Genomic DNA, 25,770 nt, shown 5'->3' on the forward strand with positions numbered 1-25,770 from the left:
CTCACTTTCGGGTCATGGCGGCGGGTGCTGCCGAGGAGTCGAAGCGTGCTCCGCTGTGTTCGCCGAGCTGTGGCGGGGGCAGGCGGTACCGGACGGGGGTGCGGGACATCCGGATCGGGTTGGCGACCTGCCGGCTGCTGCGCCGGCCGGGGCCCTGGCCGGTGTCCACGATGGGGTCCAGGCCCAGCTCTTCGGCCAGTGCCAGGGCCTCCGCGATGCTGTTGACTTTCCCGGCCGGTACGCCTTCCCGGTTCAGGGCCGCAGACCACTGAGCCGCGGTCCTGCGCTGAAGCCGATCCTCCAGCAGCTCCTTGAGCTCGTCCCGGTGTTCCACCCGGGCGGGGTTCGAACCGAACCTGGCGTCCGTCGCGAGCTCCGGTACCCCGAGGGTCCGGGCCAGGGCGGCGAACTGCCGGTCGGTGCCCACGGCGACGGCCAGCGGTCCGTCCGCCGCCGCCAATGTCTCGTAGGGGGCGATGCTGGGGTGGGCGTTGCCCATGCGCTGCGGGGCCTGCCCCGTGGCCAGCGTGCTTGCCGCCTGGTTGACCAGCGCGGACAGCAGCGAGGACAGCAGGTTCACCTCCACGAGCTGGCCTTCGCCGCTGCTCTCCCGGGAGCGCAGCGCCGCCATGATCCCGACGACGGCGTTCTGCCCCGTGATCACGTCCACCAAGGCCACGCCCACCTTGCTGGGCTCGGCGTCGCTGGCACCGGTGACGCTCATCAGCCCGCCGACGGCCTGGATCAGGAGGTCATAGCCGGGCAGGTGGGCGCCTCCCCCGCTGCCGAAGCCGGTGATCGAGCAATACACCAGGTCCGGGCGCCGGGCCCGCAGGGTGGCGGCGTCCAGGCCGTAGCGGGCCATGACGCCCGGGCGGAAGTTCTCGATGACGACGTCGGCCCCCAGGGCAAGGTCCCGCGCGGCGGCGAGTCCGTCCCCGGTGCGCAGGTCGCAGACCACCGACCGCTTGTTGCGGTTGACACTGGAGAAGTAGGTGCCGATGCCGTGCCGGTCGACGGGCGGTGTCCAGGACCGGGTGTCGTCTCCGGCGGGGCTTTCGATCTTGATGACGTCGGCGCCGAGGTCGGCGAGCATCATTGAGGCGTACGGGCCGGCGAGCACCCGGGAAAAGTCGGCGATCCTCAGGCCCTGGAGCGGGCCCGGCGGGGGCGTCCCGGCAGGTGCGGCGTGCGGGTCGGTGGTCACGGGCGGCTCCTTGCGTGGTGCTGTACGGGCTGCGGCTGCGGGCTGCGGGCTTCAGGCTCCGCGCTTCGGGGCGGGGCCGGGCGGGCCGCTCAGCCGGCGGCTCCGTCAACCACGGGATTGGACAGGGACGGGAACCCGGCGATCCGGCATTCGGCGGTGTCGCCGGGGCGGATGTGGATGGCTCCCGGGGTGCCGGTGGAGATGATGTCGCCGGGATACAGGGGCATGACCTTGCTGTGGAAGCTGATCAGGAACTCGGGGCTGTAGCGCATGTGCGACACCGAGTTGGTGCGCAGGACCTCGCCGTTGACCACCGTCGAGACCTCCAGCTCCGGCAGCGTGCCCTCCCCCACGGCGGTGTCCAGGGGAACAATCCGCGGGCCGAAGGAGAAGAAGCCGGGAAAGTTCTTGGACCGGGTCAGGAACCGCGGGTTGCGCTCCAGGATGTCCTCGGCGGTCTGGTCCAGGACCGGCACCAGCCCGGCCACGTAGTCCAGGGCCTGTTCCGGTTCCACGTTGCGGCAGTACCGTCCGATCACCACGGCGATTTCCGCCTCCGCCGTGGTGCGGCTGCTCTGGGCGGGAATGGGTATCGGTTCTCCGGGGCCGATGACGGTGTGGTCGCCCTTGATGAAGGAGGCCGGTTCGTCCGGAACCGCTTCGGACAGGTCGGAGGCGTGTTCCACGTAGTTCAGGCCGATGCCCCACAGCATCCGGGGGCGGCGGTAGGGGGCACCGTAGGTGAGGTCCGCCGGGTCGGTGAAGACGTCGTCGTCGGCTTTGTCCGCGGCGGCCTCCAGGTCCTCGAGCAGGTCCCCGGCGAGGACGTCGAGCAGGTCGCCCGTGAACCCGGGCAGCAGGTCCCGGACCCGGGCGGCTCCACGCCGGGGGTGGACGACGGCGGCGCTTTCCACCGGGTTCCCGGGCCGTGAGGCGGGCTCGTGGATGGAGCACAGCTGCAGGATGCGGTTGGTCAAGGCAGGTCCTTTCAACGGGCGGGCAGTGAACGGCGGAGGGGCCGGGGTGTCCCGGTCCCGGGCTTCTAGTAGGAGCGGACCATCCCTCCGTCGCAGCGGATCTGCTGCCCGGTCACATAGGAGGCCCCGGTACCGGCGAGGAAAGCGACCACCGCGGCGAACTCCTCCGGCCGGCCGTAGCGCCCGGCGGGGATGGCCGCCTCCGATGCCGCCCGGACCTCCTGCGCCGAGCGGCCCGAGGAGTTGGCAGCGGCCTCGTCGAGGGACTTCACCCGCTCGGTGTCGATCCGGCCGGGCAGCACCAGGTTGACGGTGACGCCGTCGGCGGCGACCTCGGCGGCGAGGGTCTTCAGGTAGCCGGCCAGCCCGGCGCGGGCCATGTTGGACAGCGCCAGGTTCGGCAGCGGCTGCACGATGCCGGAGGAGCCGACGGCGATGATCCGCCCCCAGCCGCGCTCGCGCATGCCGGGCAGCACCAGGGAGACGAGCCGCAGGTGCTGCAGCAGCAGCTGGTTCAGGGCCGCCGCGGCCTGCGCCGGGTCCATGCCGGCGGCGGTGCCCGGGGGCGGGCCGCCGCTGTTCAGGACCAGCACGTCGACCGGCCCGAAGGCGTCTTCCGCCTGCCGGACCAGGTCCTCCGGGGCGGTGTCGCCGGTCAGGTCGAGGCCAATCCCGACGGCGGCGGGCAGCTTCGCCGCTGCCTGCTTCACGACGTCCCCGCGCCGGGCGGCAAGGACGACGTTGGCTCCTTCCGCCCCCAGCGCCTGCGCGATGGCCAAACCCATCCCCGCGCTTGCCCCCGGTACCAGGGCATTCTTTCCCGCCAGGCCCAGTTCCATCACGCCACCTCCGTCCGGACGGCGTCCAGCTGCGCATCGATCAGTTCCGCCAGTTCCGGGGGCAGCGGCGGTGCCGGCGGCCGAACCCGGGCGTCGGTGAGGATGCCGCGGCGGCGCAGCACCTCCTTGCGCAGGGCCAGGCCCACGCCCGGCTGCGCCTCGAAATTGGCCAGCGGAAGCCAGGGGGCGAATGCCCTCCGGGCCTGGGCGAACCCGCCTTCGGCGAACGCCTCCAGCGCTGCGAGCAGCCCTTCCGGATGGGAGAACCCGGTCATGGCGCCGGCGGCACCGGCGGCCAGTTCATCAAGCAGCCCCACTCCTCCGAGGCCGCCGAACACCGGGACCTCGGTGCCCCGCGCGAGCCGGGCCACCGCCAGGGCCGTGGGCGGCGCCTCGGACTTCACCGCGGTGATGAACGGACACTGCCCGACGACGGCGAGGATCCGGTCGGCGCTGATGTTCACCCCGGAGGCGACCGGGTAATCCTGCAGCACGATGCCCGCACCGGTTGCCTCATGGATGGCCGTCAGGTGTGCCGCCAGGACCTCGGGCACCGCACTGTTGGCCTGGACCATCAGCGAAGCGAGGTGGGGCCCGGCCGCCCGGCAGGCAGTGGCGGCCTGGTCCAGTGCCGGGGCGGTGCTCCGCGCGGAGAGTCCGACGACCAGCGGCACGTCGCCGGCCTCGGCCGCCACGGTGCGGACGGTCAGTTCCTGTTCCGCGGTGCTGAGCGCCGCGCCTTCGCCGAAGACGCCGAGGACCACAAGGCCGGTGGCGCCGATTTCCGTATACAGGGCCACCTCACGGCGCAGCGAGCCGGTGTCGACAGCGCAGCCGGCGCCCAGGAAGGGGGTGGCCAGCACACCCCACAGGCCGGGGCGCAGCGGCGTCGGCGGGGACGGCGGTGCGGGCGTCTGGTTGGTCATGGATGTCCTGTCCTGGGTCGGCGGGTCGGTGGGCCCCAGGCTTCCGGGACGGCCGGCGGTCATGGTGCCTCCGTTTCGGCTGCGCGCGGTGCGACAGGTGCCGCGGAGCTGCCGCGGCGGACCACGGCCCGTTTGCCGGTACCGGCGGCAGGGCCGGTACCGGGCCTCTCGCCGGGATCATCAGCAGGCCGGATTCTCAGGCTGATCAGGTGCACCGCGATGCCGACGGCGATGATGCCGAGCCCGATGCCGATGTACAGCGGTTCCATGACCAGCAGGGGCAGGGAGCCGATGCCCAGCAGGACCCGCTCCGGCCAGCGGGCCAGGCCGAACATCCAGCCGCCGGTGGCTACGGCCAGCGCGGCAACGGCCACCAGCGAGACGGCCAGGGCCAGGGCGATGGTGCCGACGCCGCCCTGCATGAGCAGCCCGACACCGGAAGCGGACATCACGAAGATGAACGGCACGAGGAAGGCGGAGAGCGTGTACCGCCAGGTCAGCCACATGGTCTTGATCGGTTTGCCGCCGGTGATGGCCGAGGCGGCAAACGGGGACAGCGCCGTCGGCGGGGACACTTCGCTGAGCACCGAGTAGTAGAAGATGAACATTGCGGCGGCGAACGCCGGTACGCCCACATCCTGCAGCGCCGGGCCGATGATGACCCAGGAGATGATGAAGCTGGCGGTCACCGGCACCGCCAGTCCGAGCAGCGTCACCGCAATCGCCGAGTACACCGCCGTGAGCAGCAGGGAGCCGCCGGCGAAGTCCACGATGATGTTGGCCAGTTTCAGGCCCAGTCCGGTGAGGGTCATGACGCCCACGATCAGTCCCGCGGCCGCCATCACGGGGATCACCGAGAGGGCACCGGTGGCGCCGGTGGCCAGGGCATCCCAGATCCGCCGCGGCGTCATCCAGGACTGCTTGTCGAGGAAGCTGAGCACAAAGGCCAGCACCGTGGCGTAGACCACCGCACGGAACGGAGTCATGCCCATCACCATGAAGACGACGATCGCCGCGAGGGAGCTGAAATGGTAGCCGAAGCGCAGCAGCAGCTTCCCGACCGGTTTGACGTCGAAGTCCACCGCCTTGGTCTTGAACCGCCGGGCATCCATTTCAATGGCAAGGATGATGCCGAAGTAATAGAGCAGGGTGGGAATGGTGGCCCAAATGAGCACCTGCAGGTAGGACACGCCCAGCAGCGCCGCGATGATGAAGGCCGCCGCGCCGAGCGTGGGCGGGGACATGATCGCACCGATGCCGGCTGCGGCGAGGATCGCACCGCCGTGTTCCTTCGGGTAGCCGGCCTTGCGCAGCAGCGGCCAGGAGATGCCGCCGAGGGTGACGGTGGTGGCGACGCCGGAGCCGGAGACGGTGCCGAGCAGGAATCCGGCGAGGGTGACGGTGCGTCCCGGGCCGGACTTGGACTGGCCGAAGGCGGAGAAGGACAGGTCGATGAAGAACTTCGTGGCGCCGGACCCGGCCAGCACCGCCCCGTAGATGGTGAAGAGGATGATGTAGGAGGCCGCGACCTCGGTGGGAACCCCGAACAGGCCCTGGGTGCCCATCACGTTGTGCCCCACCAGGCGGATCCAGCTGAAGTCGGACGTGTTGAACGGGGCCGGCACCAGGGTGCCGAACGAGGCGTAGACGAAGAATACGAGCACCACGATCGGCACCAGGATGCCCACCGTGCGGCGGGATGCCTCCAGGGTGACCAGAATGGCGATGATGCCCATGATCAGGTCCAGGTAGGTGGGCGTGATCGCCCGGCGGAAGAAGCCGTCCCAGTCCATGGCGATGTAGACGAAGGGCACCAGCGCAACGGCGGCGAGCAGCCAGTCCGCGATGTACGGGTTGTCCGTGCGCCCCTGCTCTTTGGCCTTCGCGGAGCGGCCCCAGCCGCGGTAGACGAGGAAGGTCATGGCCAGGCCCAGGCCCAGGAACATCGGCAGGTAGAACTGCGTGGGCATGGGCCGGAACACCCAGTACAGGGCGAACAGGGACAGGGCCACGCCGAGGGCCTTGATGATCACGGCGGGAATGCCGCTGAGCTGGCGGGCGGGCTTTTCCGCCTCGAACTCGGCGATCAGCGCCTCTTCATCGACGATGCTTTCACGCTTGAGCGGATCGACGACGTCGTCCTCCCCGTCCCTGCCGAGGCGCTCCGAGCGCAGCAGCGGGTCGGGGGTGGTGCGGGCTTCCTCGGCCTTGGCCCTGACGGCCGACGCGCCGCGGGGTCGCTTGGTCATGAGTTCTCCTTAAGTTCCAGCGCGACGAAGGGCGCCTCGTCGTCGACCAGCGTCCACAGGGGCAGCGGGGGCCGCCCCTCGACGTGCACGGTCCGCTGCCCCCGGTCGGTGGCGGCGATGGAAAGATGGGTGAAGACGGCGGGGCGGGCCGGATCCGGAGCGGCGGTCCAGGCCCGCCTGTCCTGCTCCGGGGCTGCGGCGGGCGGGCCCGGGACCGCGTAGTACTCCTCCAGCACGGCCAGCTGATCCGCTGCGAGCTGCACCAGCTCCCAGCTACCGTCCGGCCGGACCTCATACCGTTCCTCGGCAAGGGTGCCGTAGATCGAGTTGCGGTAGCTGACCGCGAAGGAGCCGGAATCCACGGGCAGGTCGGCCAGCTCGCCGTCGTCGTTGCTGATGCTCAGCGTCCAGGACGGGTCCCGGGGTTCCTGTGCCGCGGGGGCGGCAAGGCCTGCCGCGGCAAGGATCCCCAGGAGCACGACGACGGCGGCCGGCCGGTGCATGTGCTAGCTTCCCGCCGAGTCGAAGTAGGTCTGGGACCCGGGGCAGGTGTCCACGTAGCTGACGTCGCCCGCGGTGGCCGGGTCCATTTCCTTGGCGGCGGGATGGACCTGCGTCAGCTGCTCGACGTTGTCGAACAGTGCGCGGGAGATGTCCTCCTGCAGCTGCTCATCCATGTTCGGGCTGGCGATCAGCAGGTTGGGCGAGGCGATGGCTTCCACTGCCTCGGTTTGTCCCTCGTAGGTGCCGGCCGGGATCTCTTCGTTGAGGTAGTAGTCCCCGTACTTGTCCGCCATGGATTCCGCGTACTGGCCGATGGGCAGCAGCACCATGTCGCCGTCGCTGGCCAGGTCGATCAGCGCCCCGGTCGGCAGGCCGCCGGACCAGAAGCCGACGTCGATGGTGCCGTCCCGCAGTGCGGCGACTGTTTCCGCGACGCCGAGCTGGCGGCGCTCCACGGACTCCGGGTCGACGCCGGCGGCTTCGAGGATCCGCAGGGCACCGACCTCGGTGGCGGATCCGGGGGCGCCCACGGAGACGACCTTGCCCGCCAGTTCCTCGGCTGAGGTGATTCCGGTCCCGTCCACCGTGACGGCCTGGAGGAAGTTGTTGTAGATGTTGCCGAGCGAGCAGATTTCCTGCGGTTTGCCTTCGAATTCGCCGATGCCCTCCACGGCGTCGGAGACGACGTCGCCCACCGAGAAGGCAATCTGCGCGGAGCCGTTGGTGATCAGCAGGACGTTGTCCACCGAGGCGTTGGTTTCCTGGACGGTGGCATCGTAGCCTTCGATGTTCTCCCGGATGGCGGTCGCGAAGCCGCCGCCAAGGGGGTAGTAGACCCCGCCGGTGCCGCCGGTGGCGATGGAGAGGGTGCCGCCGTCGCCGCCGGCACCCGCGTCGCCGCCGGAGGTGTCCGGGCTGCCGCAGGCGGAGAGCAGCAGGGCCGGAGCCAGCAGCGCTGCCGCTCCCAGGCGGATCCAGCTGCGTTCAGTCGAACTCATGGTGTCTCCCTGATAGTCGTTTTTCATGGGCGCGTGTGGGTGGTGCCATGACCGGGTTCGGTGGGCGCCGGCACGGCTCCCACCGCGAGCAGCCCGGCGAGCAGGCGGTAGTACCCGGTCAAGACTGTGAGCTCGGTGATTCCGGCGTGATCGAAATGCTCGGCGGCCGCCGCGTGGACCCGCTCGCTGACGGTCGCGGAGTCCAGCAGCGCGCGGACCAGGTCGAGGGCTGCGTGCTCGGCGGAGTCCAGGGTGGCGGGCAGCCGTCCGCTGCCCAGCTCCTCCAGTTCCGTTGCGGAGACGCCGGCGGTGAGGGCGACCCGGCTGTGGGCGTACCACTCGTAGTCCGACTCCAGCTCTGCGGCCAGGGTGCAGATCACCAGCTCGCGCAGCCGCCCGGGCAGGTTGCCGCGGAAGCGCAGCACCGCGCCGAGCTCCTGCACGGCCTGTCCGATGGCCGGGGCGAAGAGCAGGGCGTTGAACGGGCCGGTGAGGGCGCCGTCGTCATAGGTGAGCCGGAAGGGCCCGTCGGCCCGCGGCGGGCCGGCGATCGCGGCGTAGAGGGAGGCCTGTTCCGGGGTCAGTTCCGCGGGAACCAGCAGCGGAAAGCGGCCCTGGGAAGGCGCTGGCGGGGTGGGAGTCTCAGACAAGGGTCCGCCCGCCGTCCGTGTAGAGGACCTGGCCGGTGATGAAGGCCGCCCGGTCCGACGCGAGGAACAGGGCCGGCCCGGTGAGGTCCGCGACGGAGCCCAGGCGTCCTGCCGGAACCTGGGCGGTGTAGTGGTCCCGCACGCCGGGGCGGTTGAGGTGCGCGGAGGTCAGGTCGGTGTCCGTGTAACCCGGTGCCACGGCGTTGGCAGTGACTCCGGAGGCCGCCCATTCCCGTGCCATCACCCGCAGGAGCTGGTTCAGCCCGCCCTTGCTGGCGGCATACGGGCCGTGGTCCGGGTGGGCGAGCAGTCCGGACACCGAGGAGAAGTACACCTGGCGGCCGTATCCGGCGGCGACCATGAGCCGCCCGGCCGCACGGCCCAGCCGGAAGGCACTGGTGAGGTTGACGGCCAGAATGGCGTCCCAGTCTTCGTCGGCGGTGTCCAGCAGCGGCACGCGGTGGTTGATGCCGACGGCATGGATGAGGATATCCAGTCCGCCCAGGGTGCCGGCGGCCGCCGCGACCAGGTCCTCGCACCCCTCGGCGGTGGCGAGGTCGGCTTCCAGGGTTTTGAGTTCGGCGCCAAGCCGGGCCAGGCGTGCGGGATCCCGATCCGCCGTGACAACAGCGGCGCCGGCCTCGGCGAAGGCGAGAGCGACCGCGGAACCGATGCCGCCGGCACCGGCGACGAGCACTTTACGCCCGGAAAGTCCCAGCCAGTCGGCTGCGGGGCCGTTGGCCGGGGCCGGGAAAGAACGACCAGCGACGCTGCTGGAAACCAGATCCATTTGGCGACTGTATCCAAAGTCCGGCGAGAATGTAACCTATCTCACATTTTTCTTGCCGGGACCACTTGGTGCCTTCCAACCGAGGCCCGGTCTGCCGTCCGCCTGCACGGCGGGCGGGGTGTCCCGCGCGGCTCAGGTGGCCCGGAGGAAGGCACCCAGCGCCTCGACCGCGTGCTCCCGATGCTCGTCCAGGAGGCGGATCAGGAGTTCGACGTCTCGATCCTCAAAGGCATCGATGATCATCCGGTGCTCGGCCTCGACTCGTGTCCGGTTGCCTTCTCCCCCGTAGTAGACGTACCGGTAGGCCTCGGTGGCATCCCAGAGGACCTGCACCATCCGTTCCAGCCGGGGCATGGCAGCGGCTTCGACCAGGATGAAGTGGAAGCGGCGGTTGGCCGCCGTCATGGCAAGCAGGTCTCCTGCGGCGCTGGCGGCTTCCACCTCCGAAGCGACGGACTTGAGCGCGGCAAGCACCTCGGGCTGCGGCGCAGCCTGCATCGCCACGCGCGCAGCCTCCGCTTCCAGCAGCTGCCGCAGCCGGTACACCTCCAGCAGATCGTCAATGGAAAGTGTGGCGACCTTGTGCCCCCTGTGGGGCTCGTAGACCACCTGGCCCTCACTTTCCAGGACCTTGAACGCCTCCCGGACCGGCACGCGGCTGACCCCGAACCGCTTAGCCAGTGCATCCTGACGGAGGGGCTGCCCCGGCTGGAATTCTCCGGCACTGATTGCGCGGCGCAGCTGGTCCAGGACGTAGGCCTGGGTCGTGGGCGGGCGCCGTTGCCCCTGGCCTTCGTCGTCAACCACGGCCAGTCCATAAGATTGCGGTCACACCGGAATCCTAGCGCCCGCTTCCGCTGCCGGGGCCCCCGCCGGCGTCCGTCCCGTTAAAGGCCGGCTCAGGCTGGGGGCAGCCCGGCCGGCTCCGTGCTGAACAGTTCGCAGACCGTGTCGTAGTAGCGGTCGGTCAGTCCGTGCGGGTGCAGGCCGATTTTCTCGCACACCCGCCGGGACGCGAAGTTTTCCGGATTGATCACGGCCACCACGCGGGGCAGGCCCCGCTGCAGGGCATGCGCCAGAACGGCGGCGGCGGCCTCCGGAGCGTAGCCCCGCCCCCAGCTGTCCGGATGGAAGTGCCACCCGATTTCGATGTCGCCTGATGGCGGCAGGTCCGGGCCCGACGCCGGAATGGACTTCAGCAGCAGGCTCCCCACCGGCTGTCCGGAGCTCTTGTCCTGCACGGCCCAGATGCCGCAGGTGCCGTCGTCGAGCGCGGCCCACGCCTGGATGCGCGCGGTTGCTTCAGCCCGGTCCTGCATCACCTTCGGCTGCACGCCCAGGTAACGCTGGACGTCCATGCGCGAGTAGAGGTCGTAGACGAAGTCGGTGTCGTCGGGGGTGTACGGCCGCAGAAGAAGCCGTTCGGTCTCCAGCGTCCGCATCAGCCCAGGCGGCGGGCGGCGGCCGCGGCGGCCTCATGGGCGGCGGCCAGCTCCGCGTGCTGGCGTGCCACGTCCTCGGCCGGAGCGCCCAGCCGCTCGCTCAGGGTGCGGGTGGCCACGATGGTCTCCAGCCGCATGCCGAGGGCGTCGGCGAGGATCAGCTTCAGCGCCGGCACGGCGTGGTCGTCGAACTCGGTGGCGCTGCCGGCGTCGTATGCTCCCCCGCGGGTGGAGACCAGCACCGCAGGCCTTCCGGCGAGCGGCTGCTGGGCGGCCGGATCGTCAAAGGGAGCGGTGACCGCCGGAATGTGGATGTAGTCGATCCATGCCTTGAGCGTGGACGGCATCGAATAGTTGTAGAGCGGCACCCCGATCAGCAGCACGTCGGCTGCCAGCAGCTCGGCCACCAGCTTCTCCTGCAGGGCTTCCTGCTCCCCCGACGGCGCCGCGCCGGCCGGGCGCAGCCGCGGCGGGAAGTGCAGGGCGGCGTCGCTGAGGTGCGGCAGCGGCTCCCGGTGCAGATCGCGGTGGACGACCTCATGGTCCGGGCCCAGCCGGCGCCAGGCGTCCGCGAAGGTCGCGGTGACGGCACGGGACCGGGAGGTGAGCAGGTCGGCGGAGGAGTCAAGGTGCAGCAGAACAGGCATGCGCCCAACCTACCCGAGCCCGCCCGCACCATCACGGAGCGGCACCGAGCCCCCGGCCCCGGCGTCCGGCGGTCCGGCTCTTGTGGCGGACCGGATTCTCGGGCACTATCGAGCGACAGCGCTTTCCTATCGACATTCGATACCAGTCCGCCCATGGAACGAGGCCCGGTCATGAAACCCAGCACCAGCGCCGAAGTGCAGCCCCTCCTGGCCGGACTGCTCGCGGGAACTCTCCTCCTCCAGGCGCTGCTGCCCGGCATGGGCCGGGACGCGGCGGCGAACTATCCCGAGGTGGCGGACCTGAGGACGCCGATCACGGTCCTCATGCTGCTCGCCGTCGCGGGCGGACAGGTGGCGCTGCTGTGCCTGTGGCGCCTGGTCCGCCTGGCGGCCCGGGACGGCCTCCGGTCCCGTCGGGCGCGTGTCTGGGCGGATGCCCTGGCGGCGGCGCTGCTCGCGGCGGCCCTGCTGCTTGGCGCCGTCGCCGTGGTCCTCGGATCCGATCCGCGGACCGGAGGCGGCGGCCCGGCCATGCTGTTCCTGCTGGCCGGCGTTGCCGGCGCGCTGGCTGCCCTGTGGGCGGTCCTGGCCTGGCGCGTCCGGCTGCCGCGGCCGGCCCGGAACACGACGTGAGTCAGACCGGCAGGAACGCCGCGAACGACACGGCGAGCGCCGCCGCCAGCAGGACAACCCGGATCCCCACGGACAGCCGCCCCGGTTTGCCCGCCTCATTCCGGGGCGGCAGCTGCGGCCAGCGCAGCACCGCGCCGGCGACCGCCGCCGCAAACGCCGCGACGGCAGCCACCCACAGCATCACCGTTCCGGGCGTCCACTGCACCACCAGCCGGAAGAACACCGCCACAGCGGCGGCTTCCAGCAGTGTGGCCAGCACCGCGGCGCGGCTGCCGTTGGCCAGGCCGCCACGCGGCCGCCAGAGGGAGACGGCGGCGGAAAGGCACGTGAATGCCAGCAGCCCGGCAAGCCCCCAGGCGATCAGCGGACTCATCCTGCGCCCTGCCGGAGCAGCTGCAGGGCGGCCTCTTCCTGCCCCTGGGAGACATTGGACAGGATCACCACGGCCCGCCCGGCACTGCGGTCCAAGGCGATCATGGCGGCAAAGCCGCCGGTCTGCCCGTTGTGCCAGGTCACCTCGACGCCGGCATCCGTCTCCGCGGGACTGGTCACCCAGGCCAGCCCGTACCGGTCCCCTGATTCACCGTCCGGCCACTGCGGCTCGAGGGCGGCCGCGCCCGGCGCCGTGCCGTCCAGCTGCGCCTGCGCGTAGGCGGCCATGTCCCGGGCGGTGGAGCGGATGCCGCCGGCAGGAGCGCTGCCGTTCAGTGTCCAGGGCCCTTCCCGATGCCCGCCGGCCGAGCGGCCGGCGGGGGCGCCCTCCGGCAGGTTGGCGGCGGTGACCGGCAGGTAGGTGTCCCTCAGTCCCAGCGGCTGCAGCAGACGGCTGCGGAGCAGCTCGTCATAGTCCTGGCCGGCGGCCTTGGCCAGCAGCTGGCCCAGGAACGCGTACCCCAGGTTCGAGTAGTTCACGGTGCCGCGATCATTCAGGGCGGCGTCCTGGGCCTGGGCGATCACCTGCTCGGCCGACGCGGGGTAGGGATCCCGGTGCAGGAACTGGCCGGCCAGCAGTCCGCGCCAGGACGCCCAGCCGGGAGCCAGCCGGGGCAGCCCGGACCGGTGGCTGGCCAGTTCGGCCAGTGTGACGGTTCCGATCTCGGCCTGCGGGTCGGCCAGGTCGTCGCCGAGGATCTCGGCGACCGTGGTCTCCAGCGTCACCTCGCCGCGGCTGACGGCGTCGGCGAGCAGCGAGGCGGTGAAGGTCTTGGTCACCGAGCCGATCTCGAACCCGGTGTGCTCATCGGCGCCGAACCCGGCGAAGCGGACGCTGCCTCCCTCCAGATAGGCCACGCTGATCCGGTCCGCCGGATCAGCCAGCAGGGGGCGGATCTGCTCTGCGAGCTCGACGTCGCCGTGGATGTCCTGCGACAGCCGCGGCGGCCACGGCGCGGCCAGCAGGCCGCAGAGGAGGACGACGCCGGCGGCCACTCCGGCGGCGGCCTTCCGGCTGCGGCGTGCGGGCCGGGCCGCAGTCGAGGCGGCGGGAGCGGCCATCTCAGGCACCTCCTGCCGCGGCGGCGGCCAGGATGGCCAGCAGCGGAATCATTCGCGCCGGCGGAATCCGGTAGCGGGAGCGGGCGTGGGCAGCCAGCCAGCCGCGTGCCGCCAGCTGGTTCACGTGATGGTAGATCTGCCCCGCCGTGCCGGCGTCGAGCTCCTCGACCAGCCCGGACACGGTTTCGGTGCCCCCGGCGACCGCGCGCAGGATCGCCAGCCGCACCGGGTTGCCCAGCGCCGCCAACGGCTCGGCGAAGGCGCTCCAGTCGAGGTCGAGCAGGTGCGCGGCTTCCAGCCCGTACTGGTACTCGTACCGCTCCTCACCGGGGCCGGTCACGGCGCCGGTAAACAGGACGGCACCGGGGTCGGGCACCCGGGCCTTGAGCCCGTTCAGCGCCCAGAACACATCGCCGGTGTCGGCCGGCGACTGGGGCGGCGACGTCGCCCCGGACGGCGGCGCGGCGCCCTCCAGCGCCGTCACCCGCTCCTCCAAGGCGTGCAGGCGGGCTTCAATCTCGGAATCCATGCGCTCAAGGATTACGTAATTCGTGAACTAATTCAAGGTTTACAAACCCACCTGTTCACATTCGCTGCGCCCGGCGGCAGCCCGGCCTCAGCGCCGGCGCCTGCGCACGATCCGCCGCGTCACCGCAAAGGCCGCTCCCCCGGCCAGGATCCACGGCCCGCCGACCAGGATCGGATCAATCCACTGGTGGTTCACGTCGGCCCGCCCGCGCCCGAGGCGGGAGGAAAGCCCGCCGCGCTTGAATTCGCTGAGCACGCCGGTCTCGGTGATGGGGTTGTCCGGATGCAGGGTGGCAAAGGAGGCCAGGTGGCTCTCCACCGCGTCCACCCGGTCCGCGGCGATCAGCAGCAGCCAGTGGGCGGCCTTGGCCTCGCTGTGGCGGGCGTAGGCGTAACGGCGGATGGCGCCGGAGAGGCCCTTGGGCGGGCAGGAGGTGCCGAAGACCGGGGTCAGGAACTTGTGCTCGATCGAGCGTTCCCGCGGGTACTTCTCCTCCTGGCGCTCCGGGAACTCCCAGTGCGCGCCGCTCAGGGTCGGATCGAACTGCAGCCTGGGCACCTGCGGGCGGTCCTTGGGGTCCAGGTCGGCTCCCCAGCCCGGAATGCGGGCGCGGAGCTCCTCCGCGGTGGGGGTCAGCGCCGGTTTCTGCGGGGTGTAGGCCATGGTCTTCGCTCCTCGTGGATTCAGGCGCTCAGGAAGCGGCGGGGTCGATGATCGGCTTGATACAGTTGTCCAGCTTGGCCGAGAACATGTGATAGCCCTCGGCGATGTGCTCCAGCGGGATCCGGTGCGTGATGATTTCGCTCGGCTTCAGGTAGCCGGCCTTGATGTGCTCGAACAGCCGCGGCCACTGCCGCTTCATCGGGGCCTGGTTCATGTTCAGGGTCAGGCCCTTGTTCATGGCGTCGCCGAATTTGACCGCGCTGAAGATCGGGCCGTAGGCGCCCATGACCGAGATGGTGGCACCCTTGCGCACCGAGTCGATCGCCCAGTTCAGCGCCACCGGGGAGCCGCCCTGCAGCTTCAGCTTCGTGCCGGTCACGTGCTGGATGAGGTTGCCGTCCGCCTCCGCACCCACGGCGTCGATCGCGACGTCGGCGCCCAGGTGGTCGGTGATCTTCTTCATGTGGACCACGATGTCGTCGTACTCGGTGAAGTTGTAGGTCTCGGCGTGGGCGAAACTGCGCGCCTTCTCCAGCCGGAAGTCCAGGTGGTCGATGACGATCACCCGGCCGGCACCCATCAGCCACGCCGATTTGGCCGCATACAGGCCCACCGGCCCGGCGCCGAAGACCACCACAGTGTCCCCCTCGGTGATGTCGCCGAGCTGGGCGCCGAAGTAGCCGGTGGCCAGCGCGTCGGTCATCATCAGCGCGTCCTCCTCGTCCAGCCAGTCCGGAATGATGGAGGGCCCGACGTCGGCGAACGGCACGCGCACATACTCGGCCTGCCCGCCGTCGTACCCGCCGGTGGTGTGCGAGTAGCCGTACAGGGCGCCGACGGCGGTTGCGTTGGGGTTGACGTTGTGGCAGTTCGAGTAGAGGCCCCGGGCGCAGTAGAAGCAGGAGCCGCAGTAGATGTTGGCCGGAACCATCACCCGGTCGCCGGGTTTGAGGTTCTGCACCGAGGGGCCGACCTGCTCCACCACCCCGATGAACTCGTGTCCGAAGGTGTGCCCGACCCGGGTGTCCGGCATCAGCCCGTGGTAGAGGTGCAGATCGGAGCCGCAGATCGCCGCCTTCGTCACCCGCACGATCGCATCGTCGGGGTGCTCGATTGTAGGCATGTCCTTGTTTTCGACGCGGACCTTGTAGGGCCCGCGGTACACCATGGCTCGCACTGGCTCTCCTCGTCGGATCGGGAATCGCAGGTCGACAGATGATCAGTATGCTGATTATGTATCAGACACTCTCACATGCACCCGCGATACCGGTCAAACACCTGCCGGGGGCCGGGCCGCCCGCCGGGTCAGGCGGCGGCGATCCGGCAGTGGAAGCGGTGCTCCGCGCCCGGCGCCAGGACGGCCAGGTCGGCGCCGGAGTTGAAGGCGTCGGCAGGGCAGCTCATCGGTTCCACGGCGAGCCCGGCCCGGCCCAGCCGCTCCCCGGTGTACACCTGCACCCAGCGGGCGCCGTCGGCGCCGTCGGCCTCCAGCAGCACGCCGAAATCCTCCTCCGGGTCCTGCAGCCGCACCTGCCAGGGCCCGGCGGGCAGCCCGGTAAAGGCGTGGTCCAGCCGCGTTCCATCCAGAGGGCGGGCTGCCGGCCCGGTTTCGCGGTAGTCGAACCGCGGTCCGTCCACCGGCCGCAGCCCGCCGCCGTCGAGCACCTGGGCGGCCGGCAGCGTGAGCCGGCAGCGGTCCAGATCGGCGCCGCCGGCGGTGAGGTAGGGGTGGATGGAAACGCCGTAGGGCGCCGGCCCGGTGCCGGCGTTGACGGCCCGCATCTGAACGCCGAGGCCGGTCTCCGGGTGCAGGCGGTAACCGACCTCCAGGTCCAGCGGAAAGGGGTAGCCCGGTTCCCCGGCAAAGCGGAGCCGGAAGACGACGCCGGTCCCGGAGGTGGCGCCGGTGCCGCCGCTGTTGGCGCGGCCGGGAGCGTCGGGCGCCGGGCACTGTTCCCATTCCTGCCAGAGCACCAGCCCGTGCAGGGCGCTGCCGGTTTCCGGCTCGTTGACGGGCAGCTGGTACTCCTGCCCGGCGAAGCGGTACCGTGCCCGGGCGATCCGGTTGGGCCAGGGCATCAGGACCTTGCCGGAGTAGCCGTCCGGGATCACGGCCGGATCCGCGGGCAGGGTCAGCGGCCGGTCATCGAACCACAGGCCCAGCAGCGCTGCCCCCACCGGCGAGAGCAGCGCCCGGTAGCGGCCGGCGGCCAGCTGCACCGGGGTGCCGTTCGGGGAGCGGCCGCCGGCCGGGACAGCCGGCGAGCCGGCCGCTCCCCCGGCGGGCTCAACATGGTCTGCAGGCGCGGTGAACCCCGGTCCGGGCGAGGCTGTAACGTCGGGCGCCGGTGCGGTGCCGTGGACGGCCATCAGCCCAGGCCGTGTTCGCGGCGGACCGCGGCGCGGTAGCGTTCAAGCACCTCGGGAGCGGGTTCGGCGGCCGTGGTCTCCGCGGCCCGCGCCTTCCACTCCGGCCAGCTGCCGGCGAGCACCGCAGCGGCCTGGCGCGCGGCGCCGTCGGCCACGTACTCCCCCGGTTCCGGAACCGACACGGGCAGCCCGAGCACCGCGGACAGCGCCTGGGTCATGGCGGCGGAGCGGGCCGCTCCGCCCACCAGCACGACCCTGCGGGCCTCGATGCCCAGGTCGGTCAGCGCCCGGAACCCGTCGGCGAGCGAGCAGGCCACGGCTTCGAACGCGGCGCGGGCAAGGTTGGCCGGAGTGTAGTTGGCCAGCGTCATCCCGTGCAGCGAGCCGGTGGCGTCGGGCAGGTTGGGCGTCCGCTCACCCTCGAAGTAGGGAATCAGGCTCAGCCCGCCGGCGCCGGGCGCGGCGGAAAGCGCCAGGCTGGTCAGCTGCGGCAGGTCCACGCCGAGCAGCGCCGCGGTGGCGTCCAGCACGCGGGAGGCATTCAGGGTGGCAGTCAGCGGCAGATAGTGGCCGGTGGCGTCGGCGAATCCGGCCACCAGGCCGGTGGCGTCCGCGGTGGGATCGGCAGTCACGGCGAAGACGGTGCCCGAGGTGCCGATGGAGACGACGACGTCGCCAACCCGGGCGTCCACTCCCAGCGCCGCGCCGGCGTTGTCCCCCGCACCGGGACCGATCAGCGCCCCGCCCGGGGTCCGGAGCCCGGACTCCAGCGGCCCGAGCACGCGGGGCAGCTGCGGCACCTGGCCCAGCGACTGTTCGAGCAGCTCCGGCAGGTACCCGCCTGCCGCCGGGGACCAGTAGCCGGTGCCGGAGGCGTCGGACCGGTCGGTGCACAGTGCGGCCAGTCCCTCGACGCCGCTGCCCGGCCCGTAGCCGGCCAGCCGCCAGCTGAGCCAGTCGTGCGGCAGGCACACCGCGGCCGTGCGCGCGGCGTTCTCCGGCTCGTTGTCGCGCAGCCAGCGCAGCTTCGTCACGGTGAAGGAGGCCACCGGCACGCTGCCGGTCTCCTGCGCCCAGTGCCGGGCGCCGTCGGGCCCGGCCTCCTCCACCAGCCGCCGGCCGGCGTCGGCGGACCGGACATCGTTCCAGAGCAGCGCCGGGCGCACCACGGCGCCGTCGGCGTCCAGGCAGACCATGCCGTGCTGCTGGCCGCCGACGGAGATCGCGGCGACGTCGTCGAACCCGCCGGCGGCCTCGGCTGCGGCCAGCAGGGCCTGCCACCAGGCTTCGGGATCAACCTCGGTGCCGGGCGGATGCGGTGCGGCGCCGGAGCGGACCAGGGCCCCGGTGTCGGCGTCGCGGATGACGATCTTGCAGGACTGGGTGGAGCTGTCCACCCCGGCGACGAGGGACATCAGTGGCCTTTCGAAGGAATGCTGCGCGGCGTTGCTGAACAGGCTACCGGCCGGCCTGCGGGCGGGGCCGCCGCGGCCGTCATACTGCGACGGCCGCGGCGGCGATGGGCGGTGCCGGTCAGCGGGCGCCCATCAGGTGCTCGAGGGCCAGCTGGTTCAGGCGCACGAACCCGAAGTCCCGCTGGGCGGCGGCGTCGGCGTCGAAATCCTCGAAGGCGGAGGCATCGGCCAGCAGGTCCGCGGTCGTCTCGCCCTCGGCCAGGGTGGGCCGGCCGAGTTCGCCGACGCCGGAGTGCGCCAGCGCCTCCTGCACCTCGGGGTCGGCGCGGAAGGCCTGGGCGCGTTCCTTGAGCAGCAGGTACATGCGCATGTTGGCCTCGGCCGAGGCCCAGACGCCGTCGTAGCCGTCGGTGCGGGAGGGCTTGTAGTCGAAGTGGCGGGGGCCCTCGTAGCGCGGGCCCCCGTTCGGGAAGCCGTTCTCCAGCAGGTCAACGGTGAAGAAGGCGCTGGACAGGTCGCCGTGGCCGAACACGAGGTCCTGGTCGTACTTGATGGACTTCTGGCCGTTGAGGTCGATGTGGAAGAGCTTGCCGGCCCACAGCGCCTGGGCGATGCCGTGGGTGAAGTTCAGCCCGGCCATCTGCTCGTGCCCGGTTTCCGGGTTCAGGCCGACAATGTCGCCGTGCTCGAGCTGGGAGATGAACGCCAGGCCGTGGCCGACGGTGGGCAGGAAGATGTCGCCGCGCGGTTCGTTGGGCTTGGGCTCCAGTGCGATCCGCAGCCCGTAGCCCTTGTCCTTGATGTACGCGGCGACCGTGTCCACGGCCTCCTTCATGCGGTCGAACGCGGCGGCGAAGTCCTTGGAGCCGTCGTATTCGGCGCCTTCGCGCCCGCCCCACATCACGAAGGTCTCGGCGTCCATCTCGGCGGCGAGATCGACGTTGGCGAGGACCTTGCGCAGCGCGAAGCGGCGGATGGAGCGGTCGTTGGAGGTGAAGCCGCCGTCCTTGAACACCGGATGGCTGAACAGGTTGGTGGTCACCATCGGCACCGCCAGGCCGGCCTCGCCCAGCGCGGTGCGGAACCGCTTGAGGATGAGGTCCCGCTCCTGGGCGGTGGCGTCGAAGGGAATCAGGTCGTTGTCGTGGAAGGTGATGCCGTAGGCGCCCAGCTCGGCGAGCTTGTGGACGGCTTCGACCGGGTCCAGGTCGGCGCGGGAGGCGACGCCGAAGGGGTCGTTGCCGGTCCAGCCCACGGTCCAGAGTCCGAAGGTAAAGCGATCTGCGGGTGATGGCGTCGTCGTCACGGTATGCTCCAGGTCACAGGATTAGTTGTACCCGACAACATATGGTGGGAGGGTGGTGCTGTCAACCGCCCCACGCCGCCCGCGGCGCCCGCCGGGAGCATGCCCGGTTCGGACGGCGGGGAGACGGCGCCGGCACCCCCTGCGCGTTGATATGTTGGCGAAGAGGCACGACGGCGGCACCACAGTCATGGAGGACGGAATGGGCGAGGCGACAACCGGCACGGAGGTGCGCCGGGCGAACCTGGCGCGGGTGCTGTCCCTGCTGCACCGGCAGGGGCCGCTGTCCCGGGCCCAGCTCACCCGCCTGACCGGTTTCAACCGCTCCACCGTCGGCGCCCTCGCCGCCGATCTGGTGCAGCGCGGGCTGGCCCGCGAAACCGCCCCCGACGGCGGGCGGGTGGGCCGGCCGAGCCCGATCGTGCACCCCAACGACAAGGTCGCCGCACTGGCGGTGCATCCGGACGTGGACGCCGTGACGGTCGGCGTCGTCGGCCTGGGCGGCGGCGTGCGGCACCGGGTGCGCCGGGAAACCGACGGCGCGCCGTCCCCCGAGGCCGCCGCCGCGCTGGCGGCCGACGTCGTCGCCGGGCTGCGGCAGGAGCTGGCCGGGCTCGACGCCGTCGTGGGCGTGGGCGCCGCGGTGCCCGGGCTGGTGCGCGCGGAGGACGGCCACGTGCTGCTGGCGCCGCATCTGGGCTGGGAGGACGAACCGTTCGCCGCCCGGCTCGCCGAGGCGCTGCAGCTGCCCGTGCGCGCCGCCAATGACGCGAACCTGGGCTCCCTGGCGGAATCCCGCTACGGGGCCGCCGTGGGCGCGGCCGACGTCGTCTACCTCAACGGCAGCGCCAGCGGCATCGGCGGCGGAGCCATGGTGGGCGGGGTTCCGCTGCACGGCGGCGCCGGCTACGCCGGGGAGTTCGGGCACACCCGGGTGAGCGTGCCGGGGCTGCCCTGCCACTGCGGGCGCAGCGGCTGCCTGGAGACCGAGGTAAGCCTGGCCGGGCTGCTCGCGGCGCTGGGCCTGCAGCGGGCGGACCTGGACGAGCTGCAGCGGGCCATCGCCGCCGGCCCCTCCCCCGCCCTGCAGGCGGAGGCGGCCCGGCAGCTGGACCTGCTCGGCTCCGCACTGACCGACCTGGTCAACATCTTCAACCCCCAGCTCGTGGTGCTCGGCGGGTTCCTCTCCGCCCTGTACGGACTGGAACCGCAGCGGCTGCAGGACGCCGTGGCCGGCGGCCCGATCGGCGGGCTGGGCCGGCAGGTGGACATCCGGCCGGCCCAGCTGGGCGCGGAGCTGCTGCTGGTGGGCGCGGCGGAGCTGGCCTTCGAGCCGGTCCTCGCCGACGCCGCGCTGCCCGCGGCCGCACACCAGATCACCGCCGACGCCGAACAGTCGGGAGCAGCCGCCGAAACCGTGCCGGCGCGGGGCGCCTAGGACTCCTCGCCGTACCCGAACCGCTCGGCCCGGAACGGTTCCAGCAGCGGGTGCCGGCGGCCCGTGAGGATTTCATCGGCCAGCAGCTCGCCGGCGATCAGCCCCAGCGTGGCCCCGGAGTGGGTGAAGGCGGCCCAGCAGCCGGGCAGTGCGGCGAGTTCGCCAAGCACCGGCTCCCCATCTCCCGGCACCGGCTTCAGCCCGGGCTGCCAGCTCTGCGGAACCACCTCGGGATGGCCGGCGAGCACCCGGGAGGCCTCCGCGGCCAGCTCCGCCAGCACCTCCAGGTCCACGCTCCAGGTGCCGTCCTCCCGGCGCTCCACGCGGTCCAGATACCAGGTGTGGTCCATTGCCAGCCGCCCGCCGGGATGCGGGCGCAGCGAGATCCGCGGGGTGTTCAGCACCGCGCGCAGCCCGTGCTCCACCGGCTCGCTGATCACCAGCATGGCCAGGTCGGAGGAGTTCGGCAGCTCCACGCCCGCGCCGGCGAGCACCGCCGGGGTGCCGGCCCCGCAGGCGACGACGACGGCGTCGGCTCCGTATTCCTCGCCGCCGGCGGTGCGCAGCCCGCGTACCGGCCCGCCGCCGTCGGCCGCAACGAGCGTGCAGGGCCCGGCGTGTTCGATCAGGGTGCCGCCGCGCAGGGTGAACTCCTCGGCCAGGTGGCGGACCAGATGGGGCAGGGACACCCAGCCCTCGCCCGGGTTGACCAGCACCCGGTGCGGCAGCACCCCCGGGTCCACGCCGGGCACGTGGGCGGGCACGTCGTCGCGGTCCAGCAGCCGGGCGTCGTAGCCGGCCCGGGTCTGCGCGTTGTGCCGATCGACGACGGTGAAGGGGTCGTCATCCCAGTACAGGCCGCCGTCGAAGGCGAGCCAGTCGATGCCGGGATTGCGGGCGAGCAGGGTGCGGTAGCGGTCAATGCCGGCCATCCGCAGCCGGTAGTAGTCCTCCCCGTAGCCGCCGCCGGCGTTCAGCCAGGACAGCGAGCGCCCGGAGGCGCCGCTGCCGATTTCCGCCTCCGTCACCAGCAGCACCTCGGCACCGCCGCGCAGCAGCTGCACCGCGGCCGAAAGTCCGATGACGCCGCCGCCGAGCACCGCGACCTGCCTGCCGTTCTCCATTGCCTCCGCCTTCCGTGTGCGCCTGCTTCGAGCCTAGCGGCACGCGAACCGGGAGGCGGGCTGCGCCTTAGCACGGAGGCCGGCGGGCAGTACCGGCCGCTCTGGACGGTCAACAGTCTGCTGCAGCCTCTCCGGCGGCCGCTCGCAACGTGCGCCTGTCTGGCAAGGCCTCTAGTTCCGGCAGGCGCTTGCCGGCGTCACAACGGGCCCCTCCCTTCCTATCTGGATAGGGCGGGCCCGTTGTTCTCGGGTGCGGTCAGTCGCGGTCGAGGACGAGCGTCGGGTCGGATTCGCCTTTGGCAGCCACAGCCGCAGCCGTCGCCGCCTGCTGCTCGAGCGTCTGCACCTCACCGGGACGCGGGCGCAGCACCGTACCCGCGAGCACGAGCAGGATTGCGATGAGTCCTGCGGATCCGTACAGCCAAATGTGGAATCCCCGCTCACCGTAGACGATGCCGCCCGTAGAGCTCGGCCCAATGTAGGGTGCCATCAGCGTGAACATAACAACCGGGGCGATGGCACCCAGTCCTGTCTGCACAAGCTGCACGGTGCCGGCGACAGAGGCCTGGTCCCCGGCCGGGGACGCCTGGATGACAACGTTGGGCAGGGAAGCGTTCACCATGCCGCCAGCAAAGCCGGCGACGAGGGCGCCGACCGTGAGCAGGCCCTGTGTGTCGTTCAACGTGGCGAGCAGAATGGCCGCCGCCCCCCACAGTGCCATACCGACCACCATGAACATGCGCGGCGAGCGGCCGCGTGCCACGAGCCAACCGAGAAAGAAACCGGCCAGGGCCGCCATGAGCGCCTTGGGCGTTTCGATCTGTGCGTACTGAACGGTGGTGATGCCGAGACCATAGGTTATGCCATCTTCGCGCTGGGTAAGCGCGAGCAGCGGGATAAGCTGGCCAATCGTGGCCGACATCGCGTATCCCACGCCGCCGAGGAGGGCGGCAAAAATAACGGCGCGGCGTGTGAACAGGTTGACGTTGATGATCGGCTCTTCGACTCGGCGTGCGCGGATGAGCGCCGCGACAAACAGGACCACGCCGCCGATAAGAAAGGACAGCGCGAGGCTGGATGCCCAGCCATAGCTGTTGCCGAGACTCACATAGATGAGCATGCCGGCGACGCCGAAGGCCAGCAGGAAGGCTCCAATGATGTCGGGCCGGGCCTTTTTGCGCAGCGTGGACTCCGGAACAACGATCGCCACGAGCACCAGCATGCCAAAGGTCCAGACGACGTCGAACATAAACATGCCGCGCCAGCCGAACTGCGCGATAAGCCAGCCGATGATGATCGGGGTGATGATGCCGAAGAAGCCCATCCCGGTGATGGTGAGGCTCGCTGCAAACGCCGCAGGTTTCGGCGGGAAAATATCCCGGATGAGGGAGTATGTCAGCGACAGCGTCGCGAGGATCACGCCCTGGAATACACGCCCCAGGATGAGGAATCCGAAGGACGGAGCAAGCACGCAGATGACCGTGCCGAGCCCTGAGATGCCCATGGTGATCAGGAGCATGCGCTTCTTCCCATAGAGGTCGGCGCATTTCCCGAGCAGCGGTGCGGCAACCGCACCGGCCAGGTAGTACGCCGAAGGCAGCCAGCCGCCTTGGTCCGTGGGAAACTCCTGGAGAATGCTCGGCAGGGCAACCGAGATCATGATCGCACCGAGGGCGACCGCTTCCAGAGTCAGGGCAAGCAGCACGGTTGTGAGCACCATGCTCTTCGTCCATCGATCGTTAGCTGCGCTGGGCCCCCCGGACGCCGGGCCTCCCGCGGTGGAGTTCCTGCTCATGTTGATTCCTTCGCCATTGAGGGAGTCGGGAACTGCCCGGCTGGTTGCACCGAACAGAACTATGCAGACCAAAACTTTGTTCCGTTGCGGATGCTAGCAAGCCACTGACCGCCCCACAACCCCCACAGCCCAGCAATAACGCGTCTTTTCCGTAATGCCGCGAGATTGATAACGAACCTAACTTTTGTTCCGACGCGATGGTATAACAGCCGTGTGAAACAGACCGGCCTACAACCCAAACAGACCGAGCAGCGGCGTGCTCGACGGCGTGCCGGGAGCTCCGCGACCACCACGCCAATCCTGCCTCGGAAGGCGCCAACCGGCATGATTGTTGTGGTCCTGGGAATCGCGGGAATGGTTGCCGCCTTCATGCACTCGATCCTGATCCCGATCCAGGCAGAGCTGCCGACACTGCTGGGAGCGTCCCGGGCCGGGACGGCCTGGGTCATCACCATCACGATCCTCGTGTCCTGCGTCTGCACTCCCATTTCGGGCCGGCTGGGCGACATGTTCGGCAAGCGCCGCGTTATCCTTGTGCTCCTCAGCCTGCTCGTGGCCGGATCGCTGCTGTCCGCGCTGTCAGGCAGCCTCGTGCCCATGCTTTTCGGACGAGCCCTCCAGGGCCTGGGCATGGGAGTGATTCCCATAGGAATCGCCCTGCTGCGCGACACCGTCCAGCCCGCTCGGCTGGGATCAGCAATCGCCCTGGTCAGCGCCACGATGGGGGCGGGCTCAGCGGCCGGGCTCCCGGTGGCTGCCTTCATCACTTCAGCCGGGGACTGGCACCTGCTGTTCATCGTCGCCGCTGCCCTGGGCACGCTGGCACTTGTTCTCTGTTCAGTGGTCCTGCCGCAGAGCCGGCCAGGGACCAGCGGCCGGGTTGACTTCGTGGGTGCGGTGGGGCTGGCTGCTTGGCTGACAGCGCTGTTGCTCGTTCTCTCGAAGGGCAACGAGTGGGGGTGGGCGTCACCCTGGACCCTCGGGTGTGCAGGGGCCGCCGCGGTCTCCCTCTCCTTCTGGACCTGGCACCAGTGGCGCAAATCTGATCCGCTCGTGAATGTACGGGTGAGCCTTCAGCGCCCCGTGCTGATGACGAACATCGCGTCAATGGCGATGGGCTTTGCGATGTTTGTCCCCAGCATCGCTTTTCCGCAGATCCTCACCCTCCCGGGGCCCTCCGGCGGCCTTGGGCTTCCACTGCTCACGGCCGGACTCATCCTGATGCCTTCCGGACTCGCAATGCTCGCGATGTCACCGGTTGCCGGGCACATGATCGACCGGTTGGGGCCAAAGCCGCTCCTGGTCGTCGGCGGCGTGGTGCTTGGCGTGTCCTATCTTCTCGCCCTCACCGTTACGCTCACAGGATGGTCAGTCGCGCTCGTCATGGCGGTGGTTGGCATTGGCATCGGTCTTGGCTATGCCGCCATGCCGGCTTTGATCATGCGGGCCGTTCCGATAACCGAAACCGCGGCAGCCAATGGGCTCAACACACTCGTGCGCGCGCTCGGCACTGCAGCCGCGTCTGCGATCGTCGCCGCCGTGCTCGCCCACTCCGCCGCTGTGTCGGCCACCGGGGATCCGACCTCCGACGGGTTTCGCTCCGCCTTGCTGCTCGGTGCCGGAGGCACGATCGTAAGCGTGGGCCTCGCAGCCGCCGTTCCCGGTGGAGGCGGGTCCCGGAAAGCTGGGCGTCGTGGTGTGCCGCGGCGCAGCACGCGGCCCTGAACCTTGCCGCCGACCGATATATCGGGGCCAGCGCTCACCAGGAATGCTCGCG

Annotated in this window: 25 protein-coding genes; 3 read left to right on the top strand and 22 right to left on the bottom strand. The window is 70.8% G+C overall.

Annotated elements, in window-relative coordinates:
* Position 1: 1 nt before the first annotated feature.
* The 12 genes from AC5RV6_RS13620 to AC5RV6_RS13675 all read right to left on the bottom strand — a co-directional run bounded on the left by AC5RV6_RS13620 (position 2) and on the right by AC5RV6_RS13675 (position 11,229).
* Entirely contained in the window at positions 2–1,207 is a 1,206-nt protein-coding gene (locus AC5RV6_RS13620) for a CaiB/BaiF CoA transferase family protein (RefSeq protein WP_494007858.1), read from the bottom strand.
* Between the two features lie 89 nt (positions 1,208–1,296).
* Positions 1,297–2,184, bottom strand: coding sequence for a fumarylacetoacetate hydrolase family protein (locus AC5RV6_RS13625; RefSeq protein ID WP_494007859.1), 888 nt, complete (start codon positions 2,182–2,184; stop codon positions 1,297–1,299).
* A gap of 65 nt (positions 2,185–2,249) precedes the next feature.
* Positions 2,250–3,023 carry an SDR family oxidoreductase gene (locus tag AC5RV6_RS13630; RefSeq protein WP_494008098.1) on the bottom strand — a complete coding sequence of 258 codons (774 nt, stop codon included), beginning with the start codon at positions 3,021–3,023 and terminating at the stop codon, positions 2,250–2,252.
* Positions 3,023–3,949, bottom strand: coding sequence for a dihydrodipicolinate synthase family protein (locus AC5RV6_RS13635; protein ID WP_494007860.1), 927 nt, complete (start codon positions 3,947–3,949; stop codon positions 3,023–3,025). The genes AC5RV6_RS13630 and AC5RV6_RS13635 overlap by 1 nt, the downstream gene beginning before the upstream one ends.
* 59 nt (positions 3,950–4,008) lie before the next feature.
* A complete protein-coding gene (locus AC5RV6_RS13640) occupies positions 4,009–6,198 on the bottom strand; it encodes a TRAP transporter permease (protein WP_494007861.1) in 2,190 nt (729 codons plus the stop codon).
* Complete coding sequence (locus tag AC5RV6_RS13645; RefSeq protein WP_494007862.1) at positions 6,195–6,701, bottom strand: hypothetical protein; 507 nt, start codon at positions 6,699–6,701, stop codon at positions 6,195–6,197. The genes AC5RV6_RS13640 and AC5RV6_RS13645 overlap by 4 nt, the downstream gene beginning before the upstream one ends.
* 3 nt (positions 6,702–6,704) lie before the next feature.
* Entirely contained in the window at positions 6,705–7,700 is a 996-nt protein-coding gene (locus tag AC5RV6_RS13650; protein WP_494007863.1) for a TAXI family TRAP transporter solute-binding subunit, read from the bottom strand.
* Between the two features lie 23 nt (positions 7,701–7,723).
* Positions 7,724–8,350, bottom strand: coding sequence for a carboxymuconolactone decarboxylase family protein (locus AC5RV6_RS13655; protein ID WP_494007864.1), 627 nt, complete (start codon positions 8,348–8,350; stop codon positions 7,724–7,726).
* Positions 8,343–9,140 carry an SDR family NAD(P)-dependent oxidoreductase gene (locus AC5RV6_RS13660; protein ID WP_494007865.1) on the bottom strand — a complete coding sequence of 266 codons (798 nt, stop codon included), beginning with the start codon at positions 9,138–9,140 and terminating at the stop codon, positions 8,343–8,345. The genes AC5RV6_RS13655 and AC5RV6_RS13660 overlap by 8 nt, the downstream gene beginning before the upstream one ends.
* 132 nt (positions 9,141–9,272) lie before the next feature.
* Positions 9,273–9,947 carry a GntR family transcriptional regulator gene (locus tag AC5RV6_RS13665; protein ID WP_494007866.1) on the bottom strand — a complete coding sequence of 225 codons (675 nt, stop codon included), beginning with the start codon at positions 9,945–9,947 and terminating at the stop codon, positions 9,273–9,275.
* A gap of 92 nt (positions 9,948–10,039) precedes the next feature.
* Complete coding sequence (locus AC5RV6_RS13670; protein ID WP_494007867.1) at positions 10,040–10,582, bottom strand: GNAT family N-acetyltransferase; 543 nt, start codon at positions 10,580–10,582, stop codon at positions 10,040–10,042.
* A complete protein-coding gene (locus AC5RV6_RS13675; RefSeq protein ID WP_494007868.1) occupies positions 10,582–11,229 on the bottom strand; it encodes an FMN-dependent NADH-azoreductase in 648 nt (215 codons plus the stop codon). Before AC5RV6_RS13675 ends, AC5RV6_RS13670 begins: the two co-directional genes overlap by 1 nt.
* Positions 11,230–11,400: 171 nt before the next feature.
* Here AC5RV6_RS13675 and AC5RV6_RS13680 point away from each other — a divergent pair, with 171 nt between their 5' ends.
* Positions 11,401–11,862 (top strand): DUF2975 domain-containing protein, encoded by a 462-nt coding sequence (locus AC5RV6_RS13680; RefSeq protein WP_494007869.1) that lies wholly within the window; start codon positions 11,401–11,403, stop codon positions 11,860–11,862.
* A 1-nt stretch (position 11,863) separates the two neighbouring features.
* Here the strand turns inward: AC5RV6_RS13680 and AC5RV6_RS13685 are convergent, their stop codons facing one another.
* The 8 genes from AC5RV6_RS13685 to xylA form a co-directional block, all read right to left on the bottom strand.
* Positions 11,864–12,235, bottom strand: coding sequence for a hypothetical protein (locus AC5RV6_RS13685; protein WP_494007870.1), 372 nt, complete (start codon positions 12,233–12,235; stop codon positions 11,864–11,866).
* Positions 12,232–13,356, bottom strand: coding sequence for a serine hydrolase domain-containing protein (locus AC5RV6_RS13690; protein ID WP_494007871.1), 1,125 nt, complete (start codon positions 13,354–13,356; stop codon positions 12,232–12,234). Before AC5RV6_RS13690 ends, AC5RV6_RS13685 begins: the two co-directional genes overlap by 4 nt.
* A gap of 1 nt (position 13,357) precedes the next feature.
* Positions 13,358–13,885, bottom strand: a complete 528-nt coding sequence (locus AC5RV6_RS13695) for an ArsR/SmtB family transcription factor (RefSeq protein WP_494007872.1) — start codon at positions 13,883–13,885, stop codon at positions 13,358–13,360.
* Positions 13,886–13,972: 87 nt separating this feature from the next.
* Positions 13,973–14,548 carry a hypothetical protein gene (locus AC5RV6_RS13700; protein WP_494007873.1) on the bottom strand — a complete coding sequence of 192 codons (576 nt, stop codon included), beginning with the start codon at positions 14,546–14,548 and terminating at the stop codon, positions 13,973–13,975.
* A gap of 28 nt (positions 14,549–14,576) precedes the next feature.
* Positions 14,577–15,725 carry a zinc-dependent alcohol dehydrogenase gene (locus tag AC5RV6_RS13705; RefSeq protein WP_494007874.1) on the bottom strand — a complete coding sequence of 383 codons (1,149 nt, stop codon included), beginning with the start codon at positions 15,723–15,725 and terminating at the stop codon, positions 14,577–14,579.
* A 128-nt stretch (positions 15,726–15,853) separates the two neighbouring features.
* Positions 15,854–16,918, bottom strand: coding sequence for an aldose-1-epimerase (locus AC5RV6_RS13710; RefSeq protein ID WP_494007875.1), 1,065 nt, complete (start codon positions 16,916–16,918; stop codon positions 15,854–15,856).
* The gene (locus AC5RV6_RS13715; protein WP_494007876.1) at positions 16,918–18,333 is read right to left on the bottom strand and encodes a xylulokinase; all 1,416 of its coding nucleotides are present in this window, start codon (positions 18,331–18,333) and stop codon (positions 16,918–16,920) included. The genes AC5RV6_RS13710 and AC5RV6_RS13715 overlap by 1 nt, the downstream gene beginning before the upstream one ends.
* Positions 18,334–18,451: 118 nt before the next feature.
* Complete coding sequence (xylA, locus tag AC5RV6_RS13720; RefSeq protein WP_494007877.1) at positions 18,452–19,639, bottom strand: xylose isomerase; 1,188 nt, start codon at positions 19,637–19,639, stop codon at positions 18,452–18,454.
* 199 nt (positions 19,640–19,838) lie between these two features.
* On the opposite strand from xylA, the gene AC5RV6_RS13725 reads away from it, so the two are divergent.
* Positions 19,839–21,074 (top strand): ROK family transcriptional regulator, encoded by a 1,236-nt coding sequence (locus tag AC5RV6_RS13725; protein WP_494007878.1) that lies wholly within the window; start codon positions 19,839–19,841, stop codon positions 21,072–21,074.
* Here AC5RV6_RS13725 and AC5RV6_RS13730 read toward each other — a convergent pair.
* On the bottom strand, positions 21,071–22,198 hold the full coding sequence (locus AC5RV6_RS13730) for an NAD(P)/FAD-dependent oxidoreductase (protein ID WP_494007879.1): 1,128 nt from the start codon (positions 22,196–22,198) through the stop codon (positions 21,071–21,073). The genes AC5RV6_RS13725 and AC5RV6_RS13730 overlap by 4 nt on opposite strands.
* A 256-nt stretch (positions 22,199–22,454) precedes the next feature.
* On the bottom strand, positions 22,455–23,993 hold the full coding sequence (locus tag AC5RV6_RS13735; RefSeq protein WP_494007880.1) for an MFS transporter: 1,539 nt from the start codon (positions 23,991–23,993) through the stop codon (positions 22,455–22,457).
* Positions 23,994–24,317: 324 nt separating this feature from the next.
* Between AC5RV6_RS13735 and AC5RV6_RS13740 the strand changes: the two genes are divergently transcribed.
* A complete protein-coding gene (locus AC5RV6_RS13740) occupies positions 24,318–25,718 on the top strand; it encodes an MFS transporter (protein WP_494007881.1) in 1,401 nt (466 codons plus the stop codon).
* Positions 25,719–25,770 lie beyond the last annotated feature (52 nt).

The sequence above is a fragment of the Arthrobacter saudimassiliensis genome, from assembly GCF_059090665.1.

Coding starts and splice junctions, on each gene's coding strand:
- AC5RV6_RS13685 (WP_494007870.1), bottom strand. CDS start 12,235: ATGAGTCCGCTGATCGCCTGGGGGCTTGCCGGGCTGCTGGCATTCACG.
- AC5RV6_RS13645 (WP_494007862.1), bottom strand. CDS start 6,701: ATGCACCGGCCGGCCGCCGTCGTCGTGCTCCTGGGGATCCTTGCCGCG.
- AC5RV6_RS13635 (WP_494007860.1), bottom strand. CDS start 3,949: ATGACCAACCAGACGCCCGCACCGCCGTCCCCGCCGACGCCGCTGCGC.
- AC5RV6_RS13700 (WP_494007873.1), bottom strand. CDS start 14,548: ATGGCCTACACCCCGCAGAAACCGGCGCTGACCCCCACCGCGGAGGAG.
- AC5RV6_RS13640 (WP_494007861.1), bottom strand. CDS start 6,198: ATGACCAAGCGACCCCGCGGCGCGTCGGCCGTCAGGGCCAAGGCCGAG.
- AC5RV6_RS13660 (WP_494007865.1), bottom strand. CDS start 9,140: ATGGATCTGGTTTCCAGCAGCGTCGCTGGTCGTTCTTTCCCGGCCCCG.
- AC5RV6_RS13695 (WP_494007872.1), bottom strand. CDS start 13,885: ATGGATTCCGAGATTGAAGCCCGCCTGCACGCCTTGGAGGAGCGGGTG.
- AC5RV6_RS13630 (WP_494008098.1), bottom strand. CDS start 3,023: ATGGAACTGGGCCTGGCGGGAAAGAATGCCCTGGTACCGGGGGCAAGC.
- AC5RV6_RS13740 (WP_494007881.1), top strand. CDS start 24,318: ATGATTGTTGTGGTCCTGGGAATCGCGGGAATGGTTGCCGCCTTCATG.
- AC5RV6_RS13735 (WP_494007880.1), bottom strand. CDS start 23,993: ATGAGCAGGAACTCCACCGCGGGAGGCCCGGCGTCCGGGGGGCCCAGC.
- AC5RV6_RS13680 (WP_494007869.1), top strand. CDS start 11,401: ATGAAACCCAGCACCAGCGCCGAAGTGCAGCCCCTCCTGGCCGGACTG.
- AC5RV6_RS13710 (WP_494007875.1), bottom strand. CDS start 16,918: ATGGCCGTCCACGGCACCGCACCGGCGCCCGACGTTACAGCCTCGCCC.
- AC5RV6_RS13670 (WP_494007867.1), bottom strand. CDS start 10,582: ATGCGGACGCTGGAGACCGAACGGCTTCTTCTGCGGCCGTACACCCCC.
- AC5RV6_RS13650 (WP_494007863.1), bottom strand. CDS start 7,700: ATGAGTTCGACTGAACGCAGCTGGATCCGCCTGGGAGCGGCAGCGCTG.
- AC5RV6_RS13725 (WP_494007878.1), top strand. CDS start 19,839: ATGGGCGAGGCGACAACCGGCACGGAGGTGCGCCGGGCGAACCTGGCG.
- AC5RV6_RS13675 (WP_494007868.1), bottom strand. CDS start 11,229: ATGCCTGTTCTGCTGCACCTTGACTCCTCCGCCGACCTGCTCACCTCC.
- AC5RV6_RS13715 (WP_494007876.1), bottom strand. CDS start 18,333: ATGTCCCTCGTCGCCGGGGTGGACAGCTCCACCCAGTCCTGCAAGATC.
- AC5RV6_RS13730 (WP_494007879.1), bottom strand. CDS start 22,198: ATGGAGAACGGCAGGCAGGTCGCGGTGCTCGGCGGCGGCGTCATCGGA.
- AC5RV6_RS13690 (WP_494007871.1), bottom strand. CDS start 13,356: ATGGCCGCTCCCGCCGCCTCGACTGCGGCCCGGCCCGCACGCCGCAGC.